The sequence below is a fragment of the Brevibacillus porteri genome (assembly GCF_003013475.1).
Classification (GTDB): Bacteria; Bacillota; Bacilli; order Brevibacillales; family Brevibacillaceae; genus Brevibacillus; species Brevibacillus porteri.
Genome location: NZ_PXZO01000011.1, coordinates 65,483 through 86,085 on the forward strand (window position 1 = coordinate 65,483; position 20,603 = coordinate 86,085).

The window sequence follows — 20,603 nt, forward strand, 5'->3', positions numbered from 1 at the left end:
AATGGCGGTAGATCAATCGGTAAATGAGTTGTTTCGACCTAGAGCTCAAAAAGCAGATGGACAGATCGCCCAAATGCGACCGAGCCTGACTCATTTTCAACAAGTTACGAGAAAGCTCGTCAGAAACAAGCTGGCAATGGTGGGTTTGACCCTGATTGTTTTGCTGATTGCCATGGCGATCATTGGACCACATCTCGTTCCGTACAGCTATTCCGATCAGAGTCTCTTGAATGCGAATCAGAAAATTTCGAGCGAGCATTGGTTCGGAACAGATGAGCTGGGTCGTGACATGTTTTCACGAACATGGTACGGAGCGCGTATTTCACTGATTATCGGAATATCGGCAGCGTTAATTGATTTGGTCATCGGAGTGACTGTCGGTGGTATTGCCGGATACATGGCCGGTCGAGGCAAAAAGGGAGACCGAATCGATACCATCATCATGCGATTGATCGAGGTCTTGTACGGACTGCCGTACCTGCTCGTGGTGATCATGCTGATGGTTGTCATGGAGCCTGGAATTGTTACCATCATCATCGCGTTATCTGCAACCGGTTGGGTAGGGATGGCTCGTCTCGTTCGGGGACAAATCCTGCAATTGAAAAACCAGGAGTTCATCATGGCTGCGCAAGTGCTGGGTGCCAAATTCCCTCGCATTCTGTTACGCCACCTGATTCCGAACACGATCGGGGTCATCATCGTGAACTTGACGTTTACCATTCCGTCGGCGATATTTGCAGAATCTTTCCTCAGCTTTTTGGGGTTGGGTGTGCAAGCACCAATCGCTAGCTGGGGCACGATGACTAACGACGCACTCGGCGTCATTTTGACAGGGGATTGGTGGAGACTTTTCTTCCCGGCCCTGATGATTTCTTTGACGATGTTTGCCTTCAATGTCTTCGGTGATGGCTTGCAGGACGCATTGGACCCAAGAATTCGCGAGTAACCTCGCCACGAAGATAGGAGGATCAGACATGGCAGATCATTTGCTACAAGTAGAAAACCTCCGCGTACATTTCAAAACGTACGGTGGAGAGGTACAGGCTGTACGGGGAGTTACCTTTCATGTTGATCGTGGCGAGACGCTTGCGGTAGTAGGAGAGAGCGGCTGTGGGAAGAGTGTAACCGCCCAAGCGATCATGGGCTTGATCCCGAACCCGCCGGGAAGAATCGTGGATGGTCAGATTCGTTTTGACGGAAAAGTCATCACGGGGATGAACAAGAAGGAATTGCTTTCGGTTCGTGGAGCTGAGATCGGGATGGTCTTCCAAGACCCGATGACAGCACTGAACCCGACGATGAAGGTCGGCGCTCAGATCGTAGAGGGATTTGTTCGTACCCATCAGGTCAGCAAAGAAGAGGCACGTAAAAAAGCGATGGAGATGCTTCGACTGGTCGGTATCCCCGATCCGGAAAAACGTGTCGATCAATACCCGCATGAGTTTTCCGGGGGAATGCGGCAACGTGTCGTCATCGCGATTGCACTCGCTAATAATCCAAAGCTCGTCATTGCAGATGAACCGACGACAGCATTAGATGTAACGATTCAAGCACAAATCTTGGACTTGCTCCGAGAATTACAGGAAAAGCAGCAGCTCTCCATCGTGATGATTACACATGACTTGGGTGTCGTAGCCGAAATCGCGCACCGGGCCGTGGTTATGTATGCAGGAATTGTGGTGGAAACAGGCAAGGTAGAGGATATTTTCGCAAATCCGAAGCATCCGTACACATGGGGCTTGATGCGCTCTCTGCCGCGGATCGATGGTGTGGAAAAGGAACGACTGGTACCGATTGAGGGAACGCCGCCAGATTTATTCCACCCGCCAAAAGGTTGTCCGTTCGCTCCGCGCTGTCAGTTTGCGATGGAAATATGCGAGCAGCAAATGCCGGACGCTTCGACATTCACCGCGGGTCACCAAGCTGCATGCTGGCTACATGATCCACGGGCACCGAAGCTGGAAGAATTGGTGGCAGCAGGGAGGCAGACGTAGATGAGCCAAGCGTTGGTTGAAGTCAAAAATCTAAAAAAGCATTTTGAGATCGGCAATGGGATTACGCTAAAGGCAGTCGACGGCGTGACCTTCACCATTAATCGCGGCGAGACGCTCGGACTAGTAGGCGAGAGCGGCTGTGGTAAGTCGACGTTGGGCAGAACGATGATTCGCCTCTATGAAAATACAGATGGAGAAGTTTTGTTCAAAGGCAAAAATGCACACCGTCTAAAAGGGAAAGATGCAGAGCAGTTCCACCGTGACGTCCAAATGATTTTTCAAGACCCACAAGCAAGTCTGAATCCGCGCATGACTGTCATGGACATTATTGCGGAGGGCTTGGATATTCACGGCTTGTCCCGTGGTGCAAGAGCGGATCGGGTCAAAGAATTGCTGGAGCTGGTTGGTTTGTCTAAGGAACATGCGAACCGATTCCCTCATGAATTCAGCGGAGGCCAAAGACAGCGTATCGGGATTGCCCGAGCACTTGCGGTTGAACCGGAATTTATCATCGCGGATGAACCGATTTCGGCGCTTGATGTGTCGATTCAAGCGCAGGTCGTGAATCTATTAGAAGACTTGCAGCAGGACAGGGGGCTGACTTACTTGTTTATCGCCCACGATCTGTCCATGGTGAAGCACATTTCCACTCGAATCGGAGTAATGTACCTCGGCAAAATGGTAGAAATGGCAAACAGCTTCGAGCTGTATGCAAAGCCACTTCATCCATATACACAAGCATTGTTGTCCTCGATTCCGATTCCTGATCCGACGATCAAGCGGGAGCGCATCATTTTGCAGGGCGATTTGCCGAGTCCTGCCAACGCTCCAAGCGGTTGTGTTTTCCGAACAAGATGCCCAAAGGCCATGGAGCAATGCGCGGCACAGATTCCGCAATGGCAGGAAGCCGCACCGAACCATTGGGTCGCTTGTCATCTCTATCAGTAGTTCGATTTTCTATCTTAATATATAGGGGGAAACAACGTGAAGAAATTAGCTGCCTTTGCCCTGTCGCTCTCGCTCGTTATTCCGGCTCTGGCTGGTTGCGGCGGAAGTGGCGAGTCAACATCGACTGGAGGTACCACTACCCCAGGCGCTGCTGCCAAACAAGAAGTTGTGTTCAATGCCAAGTCTGAGCCACCAGACTTGAACCCGCTCACCTCGACGGATACCACGTCCTTCTGGATCATGGATCACCTGGGCGAAGGCTTGTACACCAAGGATAAGGACGGCAATCCGATCATGGGGCAAGCCAAGGAAGTGAAGCTGTCGGATGACAAGCTGAAGTATACATTCATTTTGCGCGATGATGTGAAATGGACCAACGGCGAGCCAGTGACAGCCGAGGATTATGCCTTTACGTACATGAAACACCTTGATCCGGCAACTGCTTCGACTACGGCTTACCTCCTCTATTACATTAAAGGAGCAGAGGCATACAACAAGGGCACAGGAAAAGCAGAAGATGTAGGGATCAAGGCTGTGGATGCAAAAACGCTCGAAATCGAGCTGGTTGCACCTACTTCATACTTTGACAAAATGCTGGCTACCCGTTACTGGCACCCGATCAACAAGAAGCAGGCGGAAGCCAATCCAAAATGGGCAGCAAATGCGGATACCTACATCTCCAACGGTGCTTACAAGCTTGTTTCGTGGAAGCATGACTCCGAGCTCGTGGTAGAAAAGAACGAGCATTATTGGAACAAGGCTGACGTAAAAATGGATAAGATCACCTGGAAAATGGTGAATGACGCCACGACTGCTTATCAGATGTACAAGAGTGGTGAGCTCGACTTCAACAAAGAGATGCCGTCTGACATCCTCGCGCAAGAAAAATCGAGCCCAGATTTCAAATCCGTTCCTTACTATGGTACGTACATGTACATGTTTAACGTAACGAAAGAACCGTTTACGAATAAAAAGGTCCGCAAAGCTTTCGCCATGTCGCTTGATCGTAAAGCCCTGTCCGAAATGGTGAGCCAAGGTGGAGAGACACCAGCTTACTCCATGGTTCCGCGTGGTGCGATGCAACCAAACGGAAAAGACTTCCGCGAAGAAGGCGGAGATTACTTCAAAGAAGATTACGAAGCAGCGAAGAAGTTGCTGGCTGAAGGTATGCAAGAAGAAGGCTGGTCCACACTGCCAGACGTTACGCTGATGTACAACACCGATGAAAGCCACAAGAAAATAGCGCAAGCGATCCAAGAAATGCTCAAGAAAAACTTGGGCGTAGAAGTGAAAATGACAAACCAAGAGTGGAAAGTGTACCTGGATACAACGAAACAAAAGAACTACCAAATGGGCCGTATGGGCTGGGTAGGTCAAATCAACGACCCTGCATTTAACCTGGACTACTATTTGGGTGAAAGTCCGAACAACCGTACTGGTTGGGTAAACAAAGAGTATGATCAGTTGAATATGGCGGCAAAAGTTGAGCAAGATCCGAACAAGCGTATGGAACTGCTTCATCAGGCAGAAGCCATTTTGATGGATGACATGCCGTTCATTCCAGTCTACCACTACCAGCAAAACTATTTGGTGAAACCGAATGTAGAAGGTCTCACTTTCCCAGTCAACGCGTTCCCAAGTGCTCGCTGGGCAACCAAAAAATAGAAAAAAAGAGGAGCTTCTCCTCTTTTTTCTCTTTACATACTCCAATATACATCTAGCAAAAGAGGAAAGGATGATTTCTCTTGATTTTGGACTATCTGCAAGTGAAATCCGCGTATCAATTGAAGGTGGTACCGCAGCGTAGAGAGATTACCTTTTTAACGAAGCAGACAGGTATCGCGCAGTTGTGGCGCTGGAATGAAGATTCCAACCGCTCGGAGCAAGTGACCTTTTTGCCTGATCGTGTGGTAGCAGTTGACCATTCCCCGTGCGGAACGAAAACGATTGTGGGGATGGACAACAAGGGAGACGAGCGGCAACAGTTTTTTTTGCTAACGGAAAATGGTGCAGTCGTGAAGCCGCTGACAGACGCTCCCGATTATTTTCACTATTTAGGAGGCTGGTCTTTGTGTGGGCAAAAGATCGCGTGGTCCAGCAATCGTCGCAATCCGCGCAGCTTTGATATTTTTGTACAGGATGTCGAGAGTGGTGCGTATGAGGAAGTCTTTCGCTCTGATGGGCGCACAGATCCAATCGGCTGGCTGCCAGACGGGACAGGACTCATTTTCAGCGTACAGGAGACCAACATTGACAATTGTCTGTATGTGTTGAATCTGCAAACGAAGGAAGCGCAAAAGCTCGCCATTTGCAGCAAACATGCGCGCTATCATTCCTTGGTACTGTCAAAAGACGGCCAAACGGGATATCTCGTAACCGACCGCGATGAAAACACAAAAGTGTTGTGCCGCTTTTCACTGCATACAGGAGAGCTGAACAAACTGGTGCACGATGCGAAATGGGAAATTGAGGAGGTCAAATTATCTCCAGATGAGAAGCGACTTGCCTTCACGATCAATGAAGGAGGCTACTCCGTTCTTGCTCTCTATTCTTTGACAGAGCAACGCTGGGAGCGGGTGGAGGAAGCACCACATGGAGTGATCTCTTCCTTGGCGTGGGTGAGTGATGATCAGCTCGCCTATACACTGAAAAGTCCTACACTTCCAGGCGACATCTGGACGTATACCATTTCGGAGCAAACCAGCAGACGTGTGACGAACATTGGTCAATCCGATGCGCTGGAAGATAAACTCATCGAGCCCAAATTGTGCAGCTTTCCCTCTTTTGATGGCTTGGAAGTACCGTATTTCCTCTATGCCAAAGATACATCTAATGATGCAGAGATAAAACCAGTCGTCGTCTACGTCCATGGCGGGCCAGAGAGCCAAATTCGACCGGAGTATCATCCCGTTTTTCAGTTTTTGGCAAACGAAGGCTTTACGGTGGTAGCACCGAATGTTCGCGGCAGCATGGGCTACGGTCGGGAATATGTCCAGCTCGATGATCGCCGCAAGCGGATGGATTCTGTAGCCGATTTGGCTTGGCTGGTCAAAGATTTAGGCAATCGCCCAAGCGTTGACCCGAAGGCGATCGGCATCATGGGTCGCAGCTACGGAGGCTTCATGACACTGGCGGCACTCACGCATTACCCTGACCTGTGGGCCGCAGGTGTTGATATTGTAGGGATTTCCCACTTCAAAACCTTTTTGGAGAACACCGGGGCATGGAGACGGAGATTGCGTGAGGTGGAGTACGGGTTCCTCGGCGAAGACGATGACTTTTTTGAAGAAATTGCTCCTTTGAATCATTCCCATAAGATCTCGGCTCCGCTTCTCGTATTCCACGGGCGCAATGATACGCGTGTTCCTGTCAGCGAAGCAGAGCAGCTCGTAGCAGACATGAGAGGCAGGGGACAAGAAGTCGATTTGCACATTTTTGAGGATGAAGGCCACTTTACCGAAAAGCTGGACAATCACATCACGTTGAATCAAAAAATTTCCCAGTTCTTTTTGGAGCAACTGGCATCCACCAATAAAATCGAGGAGTGATTAGGATGACGCAAGTAAAAAGAGGCATAACGGCTGAAGATTTGTATCAAATGCGGTACGCGAGCGATCCACAGCTATCACCAGACGGAAAAACGCTTGCCTATGTGGAAAATCTCATCGATGAGTCCTACGCTTACCAAAATCACTTGGTGTTACGCAAATTGGATGTAGATGATCCACAGCCCCTGACGTCTGGCTTCCGCGACACCTTTCCGCGCTGGTCGCCGGATGGTTCAAAGATTAGCTTTGTTTCGAATCGATCTGGAAAACCACAGATTTGGCTGATCGATGCAAAGGGAGGAGAAGCAAGGCAGCTCACGCGTTGCAAAAACGGCGTCAGCAATCCGACTTGGTCACCTGACGGCAAATACATTGTCTTCTCGTCGATCCTGGATGAGGGTGAAACATTCGCAGACCTCGAGGGAACCGAGGAAAAAGAAAAGGCCAAAGCCATTCATGTCGGAAGAATGAAGTACAAATCCGATGATCTCGGGTTCATTTACGAGAAAAACAAGCAGCTGGCCATTGTTCAAGTAGAAACAGGCGAGGTTACTCCACTCAGCGATGGCCCGTACAATCATACGTTTGGCTCCTGGTCGCCGGACGGAAAATGGCTCGCCATTACGGCGAACCGAGCAGAAGACCCTGATTTTCAGCATAGCGTTGACGTTTTTCTCATCCCTTCTGAAGGGGGAGAATGGAAAAAGCTGACCAAAAGCAAGGGGACTTTTGCTTATCCAACCTGGTCACATGATGGGAACAAGCTAGCGTATATCGGAAGTGAATTGGACACACATTTGTACGCAGCACAGAAGCGCATCTGGGTATATGATTTGGAAAAGGGCGACTATACTTGCATCACAGCGGATTGGGACGTTCAGGTTGGCGATTCCACTATCGGAGACATGCGCTCGCCAGGTCACCCGAATCCAGGGGCTGTATGGACAGCGGACGGAAGAGGCATGTATTTCATCGCCAGCGAACGAGGAAATTCTGGCATTTATCACGTAACGCTGGACGGACAAGTCAAGAGTGTTGTAGCGGGCAACCGGAATATTTACGGCTTTTCGCTGCATGAAAACGAACAAACGGTGGTTGCTGCCATCAGTGATCCGTTTACGCCCGGAGACTTGTATCAAGTAAGTCTGAAAGACGGCGAAGAAAAACGTTTGACAGCGCTGAACGAAGAGCTATTTGCAGGCATCGAGCTCCCTGTTCCTGAAGAAATGGAGTTTGTCGCGATGGATGGCTGGAAGCTGCACGGTTGGATGCTTAAGCCTGTCGGTTTTGAAGAAGGAAAAAAATATCCGATGGTTTTGCAAATTCATGGCGGGCCTCACTCTATGTACGGAAATACGTTTTTCCATGAGTTCCAGCTGCTCGCTGCAAAAGGCTACGCCGTACTCTATACAAATCCGAGAGGGAGCTTTGGCTACGGAGAGCGTTTTGTTCAGGCGTGCTGCGGAGACTATGGAGGGAACGATTATCGCGATTTGATGACGGCCGTGCAATATGCATGCGATCATTTCGATTTTGTCGATGAGGACTGCTTGGGTGTCGCAGGCGGCAGCTACGGTGGCTTCATGACGAACTGGATCGTCGGTAAAACCAATCGATTCAAAGCGGGTGTGACAGATCGGAGTATTTGCAACTGGGTAAGCTTTTACGGTGTCAGTGATATCGGATATTACTTCACTGCCGAAGAGATTCAGGCAAATCCATTCACGAATCCGGAAAAAATGTGGCAGCATTCACCGATTCGCTTGGTAGAGAACATAGAGACGCCACTGCTGATCATGCATGGGGAACATGACTACCGTTGCCCAATCGAACAGGCCGAGCAGCTTTATGTAACATTGAAGCATCAAGGTAAGGCCCCGGTGTCATTTGTCCGTTTCCCGGGTGCCAGTCATGAACTATCCCGCAGTGGTGATCCTGAACAACGCGTGTTGAGACTGCAATATACGACAGACTGGTTTGACAGCTATTTGGTTGCACACCAAGAAGAGAAAATCGAATAGGCAGCTAAATGTCGATAGGAGGTGCCCGATCGTGAACAAAGAACAAGTAATAGGTATCGTGCAAGAAAATTTGCCACAAGCAATCGAGAAGCTGAAGCAATATTTGAGATTTCCTACTGTGTCCGCGCAGCATAAGGCCATCCCAGAGACAGTTGAATACGTGGTCAAGATGATTCATGAGGTTGGCGGAGAGACAAAGGTACTCGACAATCTTGGCGGCAATCCAGTCGTGTATGCGTTTTTTGCAGCAGGCAGTGAAGGAGACGCCAGCAAAACGATTCTGTTTTACGATCACTACGATGTTCAACCACCTGAGCCGTTTCATGAGTGGAGCACGGAGCCGTTTGACCCTACGATCATCGATGGAAAGCTGTATGCACGTGGTGCTGCCGACAATAAAGGTGACCTCGTTGCGCGTCTGACGGCGATTCACATTTTGCAGCAGCAAGCGGGCGGTTTGCCTTGCAACATCAAGTTCCTGATCGAAGGAGAAGAAGAGATCGGCAGCCCGAATCTGGAGCCATATCTTCGAGAGTACAAGGATCTTTTCCAGGCGGATGCCTGCATTTGGGAATTCGGTGGAAAGGACGAAAATGAGCGAATCAGCATGGTTGCCGGGATCAAAGGAATGGCGTACCTTGAGCTGACATGCGTTGGGGCAAAGATCGACATGCATTCCTCTGTCGGTGCGTATGTAGACAATGCAGCATGGCGCTTGGTCCAGGCATTGGCGACGATGAAAAATCAGCAAAACGAGATTTTGGTCGAAGGCTTCTTTGACGGGATCGAGGAACCGACAGCGGATGAAAAGAAAGTCGTTTCCGAATTGCCGTTCAGTGAAGAGGCGACAGCAGCGCTATACGGTTTGAAACGCCCACTGATTACCGCAGCAAACAGCGTGGACCCACGAGAAGCCATGGTTTTTCACCCGACTATGACCATTTGCGGTCTGGATAGCGGCTATACAGGAGAGGGTGCGAAAACGGTACTGCCGAAAAGCGCGAAGGCCAAGTTGGATTGCCGCCTTGTCCCAGGACAAGATCCACAGCACATCATGAATTGTATCGAGAACCATTTGGAGAAGCATGGTTTTACGGATATCACCGTCACCATGATTAACGGACAAAAAGCGTACCGTTCCGATTTCCACCATCCATTTGTTGCTCACGTGCTGGATTCGGCTCGCGTCATTTACGAACATGAACCAGTGCTTTCTCCAAACGCGGCAGGCACGGGGCCGATGTATATTTTCGGTGAACAGCTGAAGCTTCCTGTTGTTAGTACAGGAGTAGGCTGGGTTGGCTGCAAAGTACATGCACCGAACGAATCTATCCGTTTGAAAGACTTCGAGGAAGGTATTGCCCATATGGTTGTCATGCTCTCTGGATTTGCCAAAGCGCTGTCAGAGTAGCGACATACGAGTGAAGAATCAGGCAATTCTATAGCGAAAAGGGGACCTTTCAGGTGAAAAGGTCTCCTTTCCTATTTGGAACCTTCTCGCAGCACTTCCAGAGTGGACTTTGCTTTTGCAAACCATGTACAATCGTAAATGATAATGTACATACATTTACAGGAGGCGAAATGCGTGAACAGCGATACACATCCATTCGAAATCGCAACCTTTGCTGGCGGGTGCTTCTGGTGCATGGTCAGTCCGTTTGACAAGATGCCAGGCATTGAAAAAGTCGTCTCCGGCTATACAGGCGGTCATGTCGAAAACCCAACCTATGAACAGGTATGCTCTGATACGACGGGACACTATGAAGCGGTCCAAATCACATATGATCCGTCGCTCATCACATACGAGGAATTGCTGCAAATGTTTTGGAGACAAATCGACCCGACTGACGCTGGTGGTCAATTCGGTGATCGAGGTCAATCGTATGCGCCAGCGATCTTCTATCATAATGAAGAGCAAGAAAGGCTTGCGTTGAAATCCAAGCAAGAGCTGGATGCGAGCGGTCGTTTCCAAAAGCCCATTGCAACGCTGATTTTGCCAGCCAAGCCGTTCTATCCGGCGGAGGAATATCATCAGGACTACTATAAGAAAAATTCGGTTCGCTACCAATACTATCGGGCGGCATCAGGCAGAGCGAAATTCACCAAGGAAGCATGGCGCGACCGTGCGAAGCAAGAAGAATTGAAAAAAATCTTGACTCCGCTCCAGTACGAGGTGACGCAAAATAACGGGACAGAACGTCCATTTACGAACGAATTCTGGGATCATAAGGAAGAGGGCATCTACGTAGATATCGTCTCCAACGAGCCTTTGTTCAGTTCCTTGGACAAGTTCGATTCCGGTTGCGGGTGGCCATCCTTTACCCAGCCATTGCAAGAGGAAAACGTAACCGAGCATGTGGATTTGACACATAATATGATTCGTACAGAGATTCGCAGCAAAGATGCAGATTCTCATCTCGGCCACGTTTTCGAGGACGGACCTGGAGAAAATGGATTGCGCTATTGCATCAATTCAGCCGCCTTGCGCTTCATTCCGAAGGATCGTTTGGAGGAAGAAGGCTTCGGGGAGTTTCAACGATTATTTGAAAAAGAATAGTGCGTGGACCGCTACTCTCTGGGAAACATGGGAGAAGGCGGTCTTTTTGCTAAACATACAACTAGGCAAACATAAGAGCATGCAGGGAGGGTCCAATGTACACGCAGACATCCTTTCACAGACTAATTGGACTGTTACTCGCAGCAATCATGGCTATAGCAGGCTGTTCTTTCGGTCAGGAGCCGCCTCACAGCAATCAAATCGTACCGACACCCCAAAACGTTGTTGAGGGTGGGACGTTAATCATTGCACGTATGTCGGATGCCGCAAATCTCGATCCCCACTTTATTTTGACGATTAATGAGGCGAGTGTCGTCCAAGGAAAAGTGTATGAAGGGCTCGTTAAACGAGATCGGAACATGAACATTCAGCCACAGCTGGCAACGTCATGGAAACAAATCGACGATCTTACTTGGGAGTTTACTCTCCGACAAGGTGTTGTTTTTCACGATGGGACTCCCTTTCATGCACAGGCGGTTAAGAAAACATTTGATCGTGTATTAAATCCAGCAGTGGCTTCTCCTCGGGCTGCCATGTTCGAAAAAGTAAAGCAGGTAAGGGTCATCGATCCGTACAGAGTGCAATTCATCCTTCATAAGCCATTTGCGCCTTTGCTTTCTATTTTGGCCAGTCATGAGGGGAGCATCATCAGCCCTACTACGATCGATAAATACGGACGGGAGTTATCGCATCACCCGGTTGGTACTGGCCCTTATCAGTTCCAATCATGGGAGCCTGGCAGTCAAATTACGTTGAGCAAAAACCAGTCCTATTGGGGCGAGGCTGCTACGCTTGATCAAGTCGTCTTCAAGGTTGTTCCAGATGATGCGGCTCGCATTGCGATGGTCGAGAATGGAGAAGCACATATTGCAGAGTCCATCCCTGTCATGGAGCTGGATCGGATTCAAGCGTCCAACCAGATGCGGGTGTACCGCAGTGATGCGCTCGGGACGGAGTTTATGGGGTTTAATGTTTCACGTCCACCACTGAATGATATCCGTGTGAGGAAAGCCATCAGTATGGCGATCGAGACGGGAGCAATCATTAAAGGGGTGTATAACAATGTGGGAACCAAGGCGAACTCACCGATTGGACCGCATGTGTTCGGCTACAGTCCGACTGTGAAAAGCTACCAGTACGACATCAACCAAGCGCGTCGTTTGCTCGCAGAGGCGGGCTATCCAAATGGTTTTCCTATTCAAATGATTACCTACAACAGACGGGACCGAATCTTGGTTGCCCAAGTAATACGGTCGCAATTAAAAGGGATCGGCATCGACGCGGAGCTAAAAGTCGTTAGCTACGATGTGTTTGTCCGAACCATTGAGAAAACGAAGGATCATGAGATTTTTGTCAGTGGCTGGGCAAATGTAACCGGGGATGCCGACTACAATCAATACAATTTATTTCATACATCGGGTGGTGGGGCTGGCAACAGTTTTCAATACAGCAATCCCGAGCTGGATCGTCTCATCGAGGCTGGTCGTATCGAAACAGATCCTGCCAAAAGACTCGCCATCTACGCGAAAGCTCAAGAAGTGGAGCTGCAAGATGCTTTGGTCGTGCCGATTCGCAATCTGGAGAATTTAGCTGTGATTAGCAACCATATTCAGGGCTTCTCCATCAGTCCAGCGGGTTACCTGAATGTCGATCAGGTCGTGATTTCTCGATAAAACATGTAACGAAACGTCGGTCAATTATGTCATAATAAGTACGTACTTTTATTACCTACATAATTGGATCAGCTCCAAAACGAAAGGAACGTTACAATGAGAAGTTTTCGACACCGACTTTTGCATCCGCTCGTACTCGTAACGGCCATGACATTTGTGTTGTCTGGATGTAACAGTACAGCTGCTCCACAAGAACCACAGACACCACCATCCGTGGAGACGCCAACTCCTCCAAAGAAAGAAGAAGTGAAGCCAAAAGAAGAGACCACGCCTTCACCGGCTGAAACACCAAAGCAAGAACAACCGGAGCAACCCCAGAAAGCGAAGCCAACGGAAACGAAGCCGGCAGAAAAGCCACCAGCGGGTCAGCCACCTGAGCTGTCGTTCCCGGACATCGAGGTCGTGGGGGAGCCTGAGAGTGTTGCTGTACTGGTGAACAAACAACGCAAACTTCCAGAGAACTATCAGCCAAATGATTTAGTGTTTCCGAACGTTCCTTACCTGCTCCCGGAAAAGAGCGAGAAACGAAAAATGCGCAAAGAAGCAGCTGGTGCGCTTGAACAGTTATTTGCGGCAGCCCAGGCTGACGGCGTCCAGTTGGCTGGCGTATCTGCCTATCGCTCCCACGCCTACCAGAAATCGCTGTTTAATCGCTATGTAAAAAAAGACGGCGTAGAGAAGGCACGGACTTACAGTGCCGTTCCTGGGACGAGTGAGCATGAGACGGGACTCGCGATTGACGTCTCCGGTAAGGATGGCAAATGCGCAGCAACGAGCTGCTTTGCCGGAACAAAAGAAGCGAAGTGGCTGGATGAAAACGTCGAGAAGTTTGGATTTATCATTCGCTACCCAGAGGGAAAAGACGCGATTACTGGCTATATTTATGAGCCGTGGCATTTGCGCTATGTAGGTGCCGAGATTGCGCAAGAAATTGGAGAAAAAGGGATTACCCTCGAAGAATATTCAGGTGCCGTGCCTGTTTCCACACCAACGAATTAAGGAAGAAACGCCGATCTCTCACCGAAGAGAATCGGCGTTTTTGCTATGTAGTTATGCTATAATGGTCACGGGTGAAGATAATGGCCGAAAAATCAATCAGAGAACGTATTATTGAAACATCCATGCGCTTGTTTGAAGCAAATGGCTACCACAAAGTGACTGTGGATCAAATTGTGAAAGAAAGCGGCACGTCGAAGGGAGGATTTTATCACAACTTCAAATCAAAAGATGAACTCCTCTATATCATTCATGATCAATTTATTACGTATGTGCTGGAGAAAGCAGAGGAAGCTTACGAGAAGTGGGACACCCCGACAGAGCGACTCCAAGCAATCGTAAAATCCTTCGTTATGATGATTGATCTGTACCGCTCGCAGGTTACGATCTTTTATCAGGAGAGTCTGTTTTTAGCACCAGAGTACTACACGGATATTGAAACAAAACGGGATCGCTATAAAAAAATCATGTTCACCGTCATTTCGGACGGAATCGAATCGGGTGAGTTCCGCCCGGAGCTGCCTGTGCCGATTGTGTCCATGGCTATCTTTGGCATGGTGAACTGGATTTACAAGTGGTATCAAAAGTCAGGGACGTACTCGATCGAGCAAATCGCGGATATTTATGCAGATATGGTTCTTCATTCCGTTTTGAAATCAGAATCGATGGAAAACCCGTCATTTCAACGTTTTTTCCTGCAATCAGAAGGAAATTCCTTCCATCCATTGTAGGTGTGCTAACAAGGATCATGCGGCTACACTCAAGCTTTTCGATAGGAGACAGGGGCATAGTCGCTTGATGGTCCCTTATCATATTCTTCGATCAGACCAACTGGTTGGTCTGTACTAGTATTCTGACATTTGTTATAATATCAAAAAGACCAACTGGTCGGTCTTGCGCAATCACAGCAGACCAACTAGTCGGTTCGTGAGAGTGTACCAGTCAGATTCGGGAACAGGGGAGGAATAGTCGTGCTTACCATTTACGAATTACGAGAACTTGTGAAGCTATTGGAGCAGACAGACATAGAATCTTTTGAGGTAAATGATGAAGATTCTTCATTGCGAATCAAACGAAGAAATGGGAATCAAGTCACAGCCATACACCAGACTCCCGTACAAACAAAAAGCGCGCCAATCGTGACGGCGGCATCCGTTGTCCCTTTGCCTAAAAAAGAAATGATTGAGCGTCCGGTCGAAAAGGTCCCTGTGGAATCCCCTCAGAAATCAGCGGAAGTGACGGAAAACTTGTACAAAATCACTTCACCCATGGTTGGAACCTTCTATGCAGCACCAGCCGTTGACGCAGCACCATACGTATCCATAAATGATCGGGTAGAGCCAACTACCATTGTCTGTATTGTCGAGGCCATGAAGCTGTTTAACGAGATTGAAGCAGAAGTAAAAGGAGAGATTGTCCAAGTCTTGGTGGAAAACGGTCAGTTGGTCGAGCATGGACAGCCGTTATTCCTGGTGAAGCAAGCGTAATGGAGCAGCTTTTAAGGGGAGGACTGGAAGAGTGAGCAAACATACATGGTTCAAGGAATTCTCCGTTCCCACGTACGAGCAATGGCGGGAGGCGGCAGAAAAATCGCTAAAGGGTGCATCTTTTGATGCCAAGTTACTGACGCATTCGTACGAGGGGATTGTTCGCCAGCCCATCTATCGGTACGAAGATGTCAAAACATTTCCGCATCTGGAAGCGCTACCAGGCGAGGCACCTTTTCATAGAGGGAATCAACAGCATGGCGAGCAAAAGGAACACAAATGGCATGTCTGTCAGGAAATCATCGAAACGAGTGCCGAGGCGTTCAATCAGGCAGCCGTAGACGATTTGGAGCGCGGGCAAACGATGCTACATCTGCTGGTGGATCAAGCGACATTGGATGGACTTGATCCGGACGAAGCATTGCCAGATTCGATTGGTCACAAAGGCGTATCTGTTTTTTGCAGAGAGGATGTAGAGCAGGCACTTCAAGGGGTGAAGCTTTCAGAGATCCCTCTTTACGTGAACACGGGAGCGCTAGGCTTGCCCATTCTTTCACTCATCTTGGCACATGTTGAAGCGACAGGCCAGCAAGTCTCCGAACTTCGAGGTTGCATCGGGCAAGACCCTGTAGCGGTTCTTCTCACAGAGGGCAAGCTCCCTTGTTCCTTACAGACAGCTTATAACGCCATGGCAAGCATGACGAAATGGGCAAACGATCATGCGCCCGCGCTGAAAACGATCTTGGTTCAAAGCAATCCTTATCAGGACGGCGGCGGAAACGCAGTAACCGAACTGGCTTTTTCACTGTCCACAGGTGTCGACTATTTGCAAGCGATGCTTGAGAGGGGACTGTCCATAGAGGAAGTTGCAACACGGATGCAGTTCTCATATTCGATCGGTTCAGACGTCTTTATGGAAATCGCGAAGCTGCGTGCTGCAAGAATGCTCTGGTCAAACATCGTGGCAGCCTACGGTGGTTCAACGGAAGCTCAAAAGATGACGATTCACGCCAGAACTTCGGCCTGGACAAAGACGATTTACGATCCGTATGTCAATATGCTGCGCTCCACGACAGAAGCGTTCTCAGCTGTCATTGGTGGAGCAGACAGTCTGCATGTATCCGCATTTGACGAAGCCATACGCCCTGCCAATGCGTTTTCAAGAAGAATCGCCAGAAATACGCAAATCATTTTGCAAGAAGAAGCGCATTTGGCAAAAGTGATCGACCCTGCGGGAGGTTCTTGGTACGTAGAATGGCTCACAGATGCATTAGCGAAAAAAGCATGGGAATTGTTCCGGCAGGTAGAAGCGCAAGGTGGCATGCTGAGCGCCTTAGAAGCAGGCTTCCCACAAGGCTTGATTGCCCAGATCGCGGATCAAAAGGCAACGAGCATCGATACGCGTAAAAAGCGTTTGGTTGGAACCAACATGTATGCCAATTCGGCTGAGCAGCCACTGCAGGCCGAGAGTCTTCTGAGCATTCACGAAGAGCGAGCAGCGGAAGCACGATCCCTTCGATTGAAACAAAACGCGACTCTCGTCTCCGCAGCCCTCGATGAGTTGGCGAATCATACGGAGGAGTTCGTGGGACGTGCAGTAAAAGCAGTGCTTCATGGAGCGACTGTGGGTGATATCGCAAAAGCCATGAAACGTGAAGATTCAGTGGAGACAATCATCCAACCACTCCGTATTCACCGGGCATCCGAACGCTTTGAATCCTTGAGAATACAGGCAGATGATTTCTTGAAAACGACAGGCAAGAGACCGACTGTGTTCTTGGCTATGATGGGTTCAGTGGCAAAGCATAAGGCACGGGCAGATTTCGCATCAGAGTTTTTTGCAGTTGGCGGCTTTGACGTATTGCGTCAGCAAGCATTCTCTACCACTGTAGAGGCGGCCGAAGCTGCGGTGGCATCGGGTGCGTTGATCACGGTCATTTGTTCGGACGATGCGAGTTATCCAGAACAGGCTCCACCTTTGGCGCAAGCAATCAAGCAACGTGTAGCTCAGATGACGGTTCTGCTGGCTGGCTTGCCTGACGCGGAGCAGCTGGCTACTTTTAAGGCGGCCGGTGTAGATGATTGCATTCACATGCGTTCCAATTGCTACGAGATGTTGCGAGAACTTCAGGAGCGGATAGGAGTGAGCTCATAATGAAGCGACCTGATTTTTCAAAAATGGCTTATCAGTCCAAACGAGATGTGTCTGATTTGTTTCCCCAACTGGGTGCAAACCCACTAGGAAACGAGCAAATGTGGCAGACGCTGGAGCAGATCCCTGTAAAACCTCTTTACACCATGGAAGATGTGGAGGGCATGGATCACCTCGGCTACATGCCTGGTTTGCCACCGTATACGCGTGGACCATATCCGACGATGTACGTAACTCAGCCTTGGACGGTGCGCCAATATGCCGGATTTTCTACGGCGGAAGAGAGTAACGCATTTTACCGACGGAATTTGGCTGCGGGACAAAAAGGGCTGTCGATTGCCTTCGACCTCGCGACACATCGCGGCTATGACTCTGATCACCCCCGGGTAGTCGGTGATGTCGGGAAAGCAGGCGTAGCAGTTGACTCCATTCTTGATATGAAAATTTTGTTCGATGGCATTCCCCTCGATAAAATGTCCGTCTCCATGACGATGAACGGAGCCGTTTTACCTATTATGGCGTTCTATATCGTGGCAGCAGAAGAGCAAGGGGTATCGCAGGCGGAGCTAACCGGAACGATCCAAAATGACATTTTGAAGGAATACATGGTTCGGAATACTTACATTTATCCGCCAGAAGCGTCGATGAAGATTATTTCCGATATTTTTGCCTACACCTCCAAGCACATGCCCAAATTTAACAGCATCAGTATTTCAGGCTACCACCTGCAAGAAGCGGGTGCGACCGCGGATATTGAATTGGCCTACACGTTGGCAGATGGCTTGGAATACGTTCGTACTGGCCTTGCAGCAGGCATCGACATCGATGCGTTTGCGCCACGACTGTCATTTTTCTGGGCGATTGGCATGAACTACTTCATGGAAGTCGCGAAAATGCGTGCAGGCCGCCTGATTTGGGCCAATCTGATCAAGCAATTCCATCCAAAAAACGAAAAGTCGATGGCACTGCGGACGCATTCGCAAACGTCTGGATGGAGTTTGACGGAGCAGGACCCGTATAACAACGTGGTGCGGACGTGCATCGAGGCCATGGCCGCGGCTCTGGGGCATACCCAATCTCTGCATACGAATGCTCTGGATGAAGCGATTGCGTTGCCGACCGATTTTTCAGCCAGAATCGCGCGAAATACACAGTTGTTTTTGCAGGACGAAACCGAGATAACCAAGGTCGTCGATCCGTGGGCAGGTTCTTATTACGTCGAGTCCTTGACTGCGCAGCTCGTGGAAAAAGCGTGGGCACACATCGAAGAGATCGAAGCACTTGGTGGTATGGCAAAAGCAATAGAGACGGGATTGCCGAAAATGAAGATCGAGGAAGCGGCTGCACGCCGTCAGGCACATATCGATTCGGCGAAGGAAGCCATTATTGGCGTGAACAAATACCGTCTGGACAAGGAAGATCCGCTGGAAATTCTCGAAGTGGACAACACAGCGGTTCGGGAAGCGCAAATCAGACGTTTGCAGGAGCTGCGCAGTAACCGAGATGAGGCGAGAGTGCAAGTAACTCTTCAAGCCATTACGGAATGTGCGAAATCAGGCGAAGGCAATCTGTTGGAACTGGCCATTGAAGCGGCGCGGGCAAGAGCTTCTTTGGGCGAAATATCGGATGCCTATGAAAAGGTCGTAGGTAGACACAAGGCGGTCATTCGCTCCATTAGCGGCGTCTACAGTTCCGAATACGCTGATGCCGATGAGGTAGCGGCTGTGCGCAAGATGGCAGACGAATTCGAGCAGTGGGAAGGCAGACGTCCCCGTATTATGATCGCGAAAATGGGTCAAGACGGACATGACAGGGGCGCGAAAGTAATTGCTACTGCCTTTGCGGATTTAGGCTTTGACGTCGATATCGGTCCGTTGTTCCAAACACCTGAGGAAACAGCGAAGCAGGCGATAGAAAATGATGTGCACGTGATCGGCTTCAGCTCGCTTGCGGCAGGGCATAAAACCTTGCTGCCCCAACTGGTGGAAGAGCTCAAGAAGCTAGGACGCGAGGATATTGTTGTGGTCATAGGTGGTGTTATACCAGCGCAGGATTACGCCTTTTTGCGAGAGCATGGTGCCGCAGCTATCTTTGGGCCAGGAACAGTCATTCCTGTAGCAGCCCAGCACGTTCTGCAAGAGATCGTGTATCGCCTGGAGGCTGCTGGACAATGACCGGGGGCAAGGCTGACAAGAATTTCTTGAACGTTTCCTCCAAGGCACGTCTCCCGCGCTTATCAGTGGATCAATACGTCACAGGCGTACGAGATAGTAACCGAACGGTTTTGGCGCAGGCAATCACGCTGGTTGAGAGCAATGCTCCCGCTCATATGGATATGGCCCAAGAGGTGATTAAGCAGCTGCTTCCTCATACAGGTCAATCCATACGAATAGGTATATCCGGTGTGCCAGGTGCAGGCAAGAGCACGTTCATTGAAGCATTCGGCAGTATGCTTTGTGAAAAAGGTCATCGTGTCGCTGTATTGGCTGTTGATCCGAGCAGTACGGTTACACGCGGGAGCATTCTCGGCGACAAGACGCGGATGGAGCTTTTGTCACGCAATCCACAGGCGTTCATCCGACCTTCTGCCACGGGGGGCACGCTAGGCGGTGTCAATCGGAAGACGCGGGAAACGATGCTGATCTGCGAGGCAGCAGGTTATGATGTGATTTTGGTCGAGACGGTAGGGGTTGGACAGAGTGAGACGACAGTCAGGTCCATGGTTGATTTCTTTTTACTGCTGATGCTGACAGGGGCGGGCGATGAACTGCAAGGAATCAAAAAAGGCATCATGGAAATCGCGGATGCGCTGCTGATTAATAAAGCCGATGGGGAAAATCGCACACGTGCCTTGATCGCCAAAGGTGAATACAATCGTGTTCTGCATTACTTGCAGCCGGCAACCACTGGCTGGGAAACGAAGGCATATATGTGTTCTTCTCTGACAGGGGAAGGCATTGAAGATATTTGGGAGGTCATCGGTCAATTTCGTGAAACCACCATCCAATCAGGCGGCTTCGAGGCAAGACGCAAAGCGCAGCTACTCGATTGGATGCACAGTATGGCTCAGGACTACTTGCGCGCGACCTTTTTCGGCAACCAGCAAGTAGCCGAGCTGCTTCCCTCCATTGAAGGAGCCGTTGCGAGTGGCGAGATTTCACCGACGAGTGCCGTGCAACAATTAGTGGCGATCTACGAGAATGCGATCATGAAAAAGGAATAGAGAG

General features: G+C 49.6%; 15 protein-coding genes. All 15 read left to right on the forward strand.

Annotation, left to right across the window (positions count from 1 at the left end):
* Window position 1 precedes the first annotated feature (1 nt).
* The 15 genes from C7R92_RS08365 (at window position 2) to meaB (ending at window position 20,599) form a co-directional block, all read left to right on the forward strand.
* Window positions 2-946: an ABC transporter permease gene (locus C7R92_RS08365; protein WP_106833891.1), complete on the forward strand. Its 945-nt coding sequence runs from the start codon at window positions 2-4 to the stop codon at window positions 944-946.
* 28 nt (window positions 947-974) lie between these two features.
* A complete protein-coding gene (locus C7R92_RS08370) occupies window positions 975-1,994 on the forward strand; it encodes an ABC transporter ATP-binding protein (protein ID WP_106833892.1) in 1,020 nt (339 codons plus the stop codon).
* Entirely contained in the window at window positions 1,995-2,942 is a 948-nt protein-coding gene (locus tag C7R92_RS08375; RefSeq protein WP_026043062.1) for an ABC transporter ATP-binding protein, read from the forward strand. It begins immediately after the preceding gene.
* A 36-nt stretch (window positions 2,943-2,978) separates the two neighbouring features.
* The gene (locus C7R92_RS08380) at window positions 2,979-4,607 is read left to right on the forward strand and encodes a peptide ABC transporter substrate-binding protein (RefSeq protein ID WP_106833893.1); all 1,629 of its coding nucleotides are present in this window, start codon (window positions 2,979-2,981) and stop codon (window positions 4,605-4,607) included.
* An 80-nt stretch (window positions 4,608-4,687) separates the two neighbouring features.
* A complete protein-coding gene (locus C7R92_RS08385; RefSeq protein WP_106833894.1) occupies window positions 4,688-6,490 on the forward strand; it encodes a S9 family peptidase in 1,803 nt (600 codons plus the stop codon).
* A gap of 5 nt (window positions 6,491-6,495) precedes the next feature.
* Complete coding sequence (locus tag C7R92_RS08390; RefSeq protein WP_106833895.1) at window positions 6,496-8,511, forward strand: S9 family peptidase; 2,016 nt, start codon at window positions 6,496-6,498, stop codon at window positions 8,509-8,511.
* Window positions 8,512-8,542: 31 nt separating this feature from the next.
* Entirely contained in the window at window positions 8,543-9,922 is a 1,380-nt protein-coding gene (locus C7R92_RS08395; RefSeq protein WP_106833896.1) for a M20/M25/M40 family metallo-hydrolase, read from the forward strand.
* A gap of 174 nt (window positions 9,923-10,096) precedes the next feature.
* Window positions 10,097-11,068 (forward strand): peptide-methionine (R)-S-oxide reductase MsrB, encoded by a 972-nt coding sequence (gene msrB / locus C7R92_RS08400; RefSeq protein ID WP_106833897.1) that lies wholly within the window; start codon window positions 10,097-10,099, stop codon window positions 11,066-11,068.
* Between the two features lie 95 nt (window positions 11,069-11,163).
* A complete protein-coding gene (locus C7R92_RS08405) occupies window positions 11,164-12,741 on the forward strand; it encodes a glutathione ABC transporter substrate-binding protein (RefSeq protein WP_106833898.1) in 1,578 nt (525 codons plus the stop codon).
* A 96-nt stretch (window positions 12,742-12,837) separates the two neighbouring features.
* The gene (locus tag C7R92_RS08410) at window positions 12,838-13,740 is read left to right on the forward strand and encodes a M15 family metallopeptidase (protein WP_106833899.1); all 903 of its coding nucleotides are present in this window, start codon (window positions 12,838-12,840) and stop codon (window positions 13,738-13,740) included.
* 80 nt (window positions 13,741-13,820) lie between these two features.
* Window positions 13,821-14,468, forward strand: coding sequence for a TetR/AcrR family transcriptional regulator (locus C7R92_RS08415; RefSeq protein ID WP_167403194.1), 648 nt, complete (start codon window positions 13,821-13,823; stop codon window positions 14,466-14,468).
* Between the two features lie 240 nt (window positions 14,469-14,708).
* Window positions 14,709-15,224 (forward strand): acetyl-CoA carboxylase biotin carboxyl carrier protein, encoded by a 516-nt coding sequence (accB, locus tag C7R92_RS08420; RefSeq protein ID WP_106833901.1) that lies wholly within the window; start codon window positions 14,709-14,711, stop codon window positions 15,222-15,224.
* Window positions 15,225-15,255: 31 nt separating this feature from the next.
* The gene (locus C7R92_RS08425) at window positions 15,256-17,379 is read left to right on the forward strand and encodes a methylmalonyl-CoA mutase family protein (protein WP_106833902.1); all 2,124 of its coding nucleotides are present in this window, start codon (window positions 15,256-15,258) and stop codon (window positions 17,377-17,379) included.
* A complete protein-coding gene (gene scpA, locus C7R92_RS08430) occupies window positions 17,379-19,550 on the forward strand; it encodes a methylmalonyl-CoA mutase (RefSeq protein ID WP_106833903.1) in 2,172 nt (723 codons plus the stop codon). Before C7R92_RS08425 ends, scpA begins: the two co-directional genes overlap by 1 nt.
* Window positions 19,547-20,599, forward strand: coding sequence for a methylmalonyl Co-A mutase-associated GTPase MeaB (meaB, locus tag C7R92_RS08435; RefSeq protein WP_069845177.1), 1,053 nt, complete (start codon window positions 19,547-19,549; stop codon window positions 20,597-20,599). The genes scpA and meaB overlap by 4 nt, the downstream gene beginning before the upstream one ends.
* The last annotated feature ends 4 nt before the right edge of the window (window positions 20,600-20,603 follow it).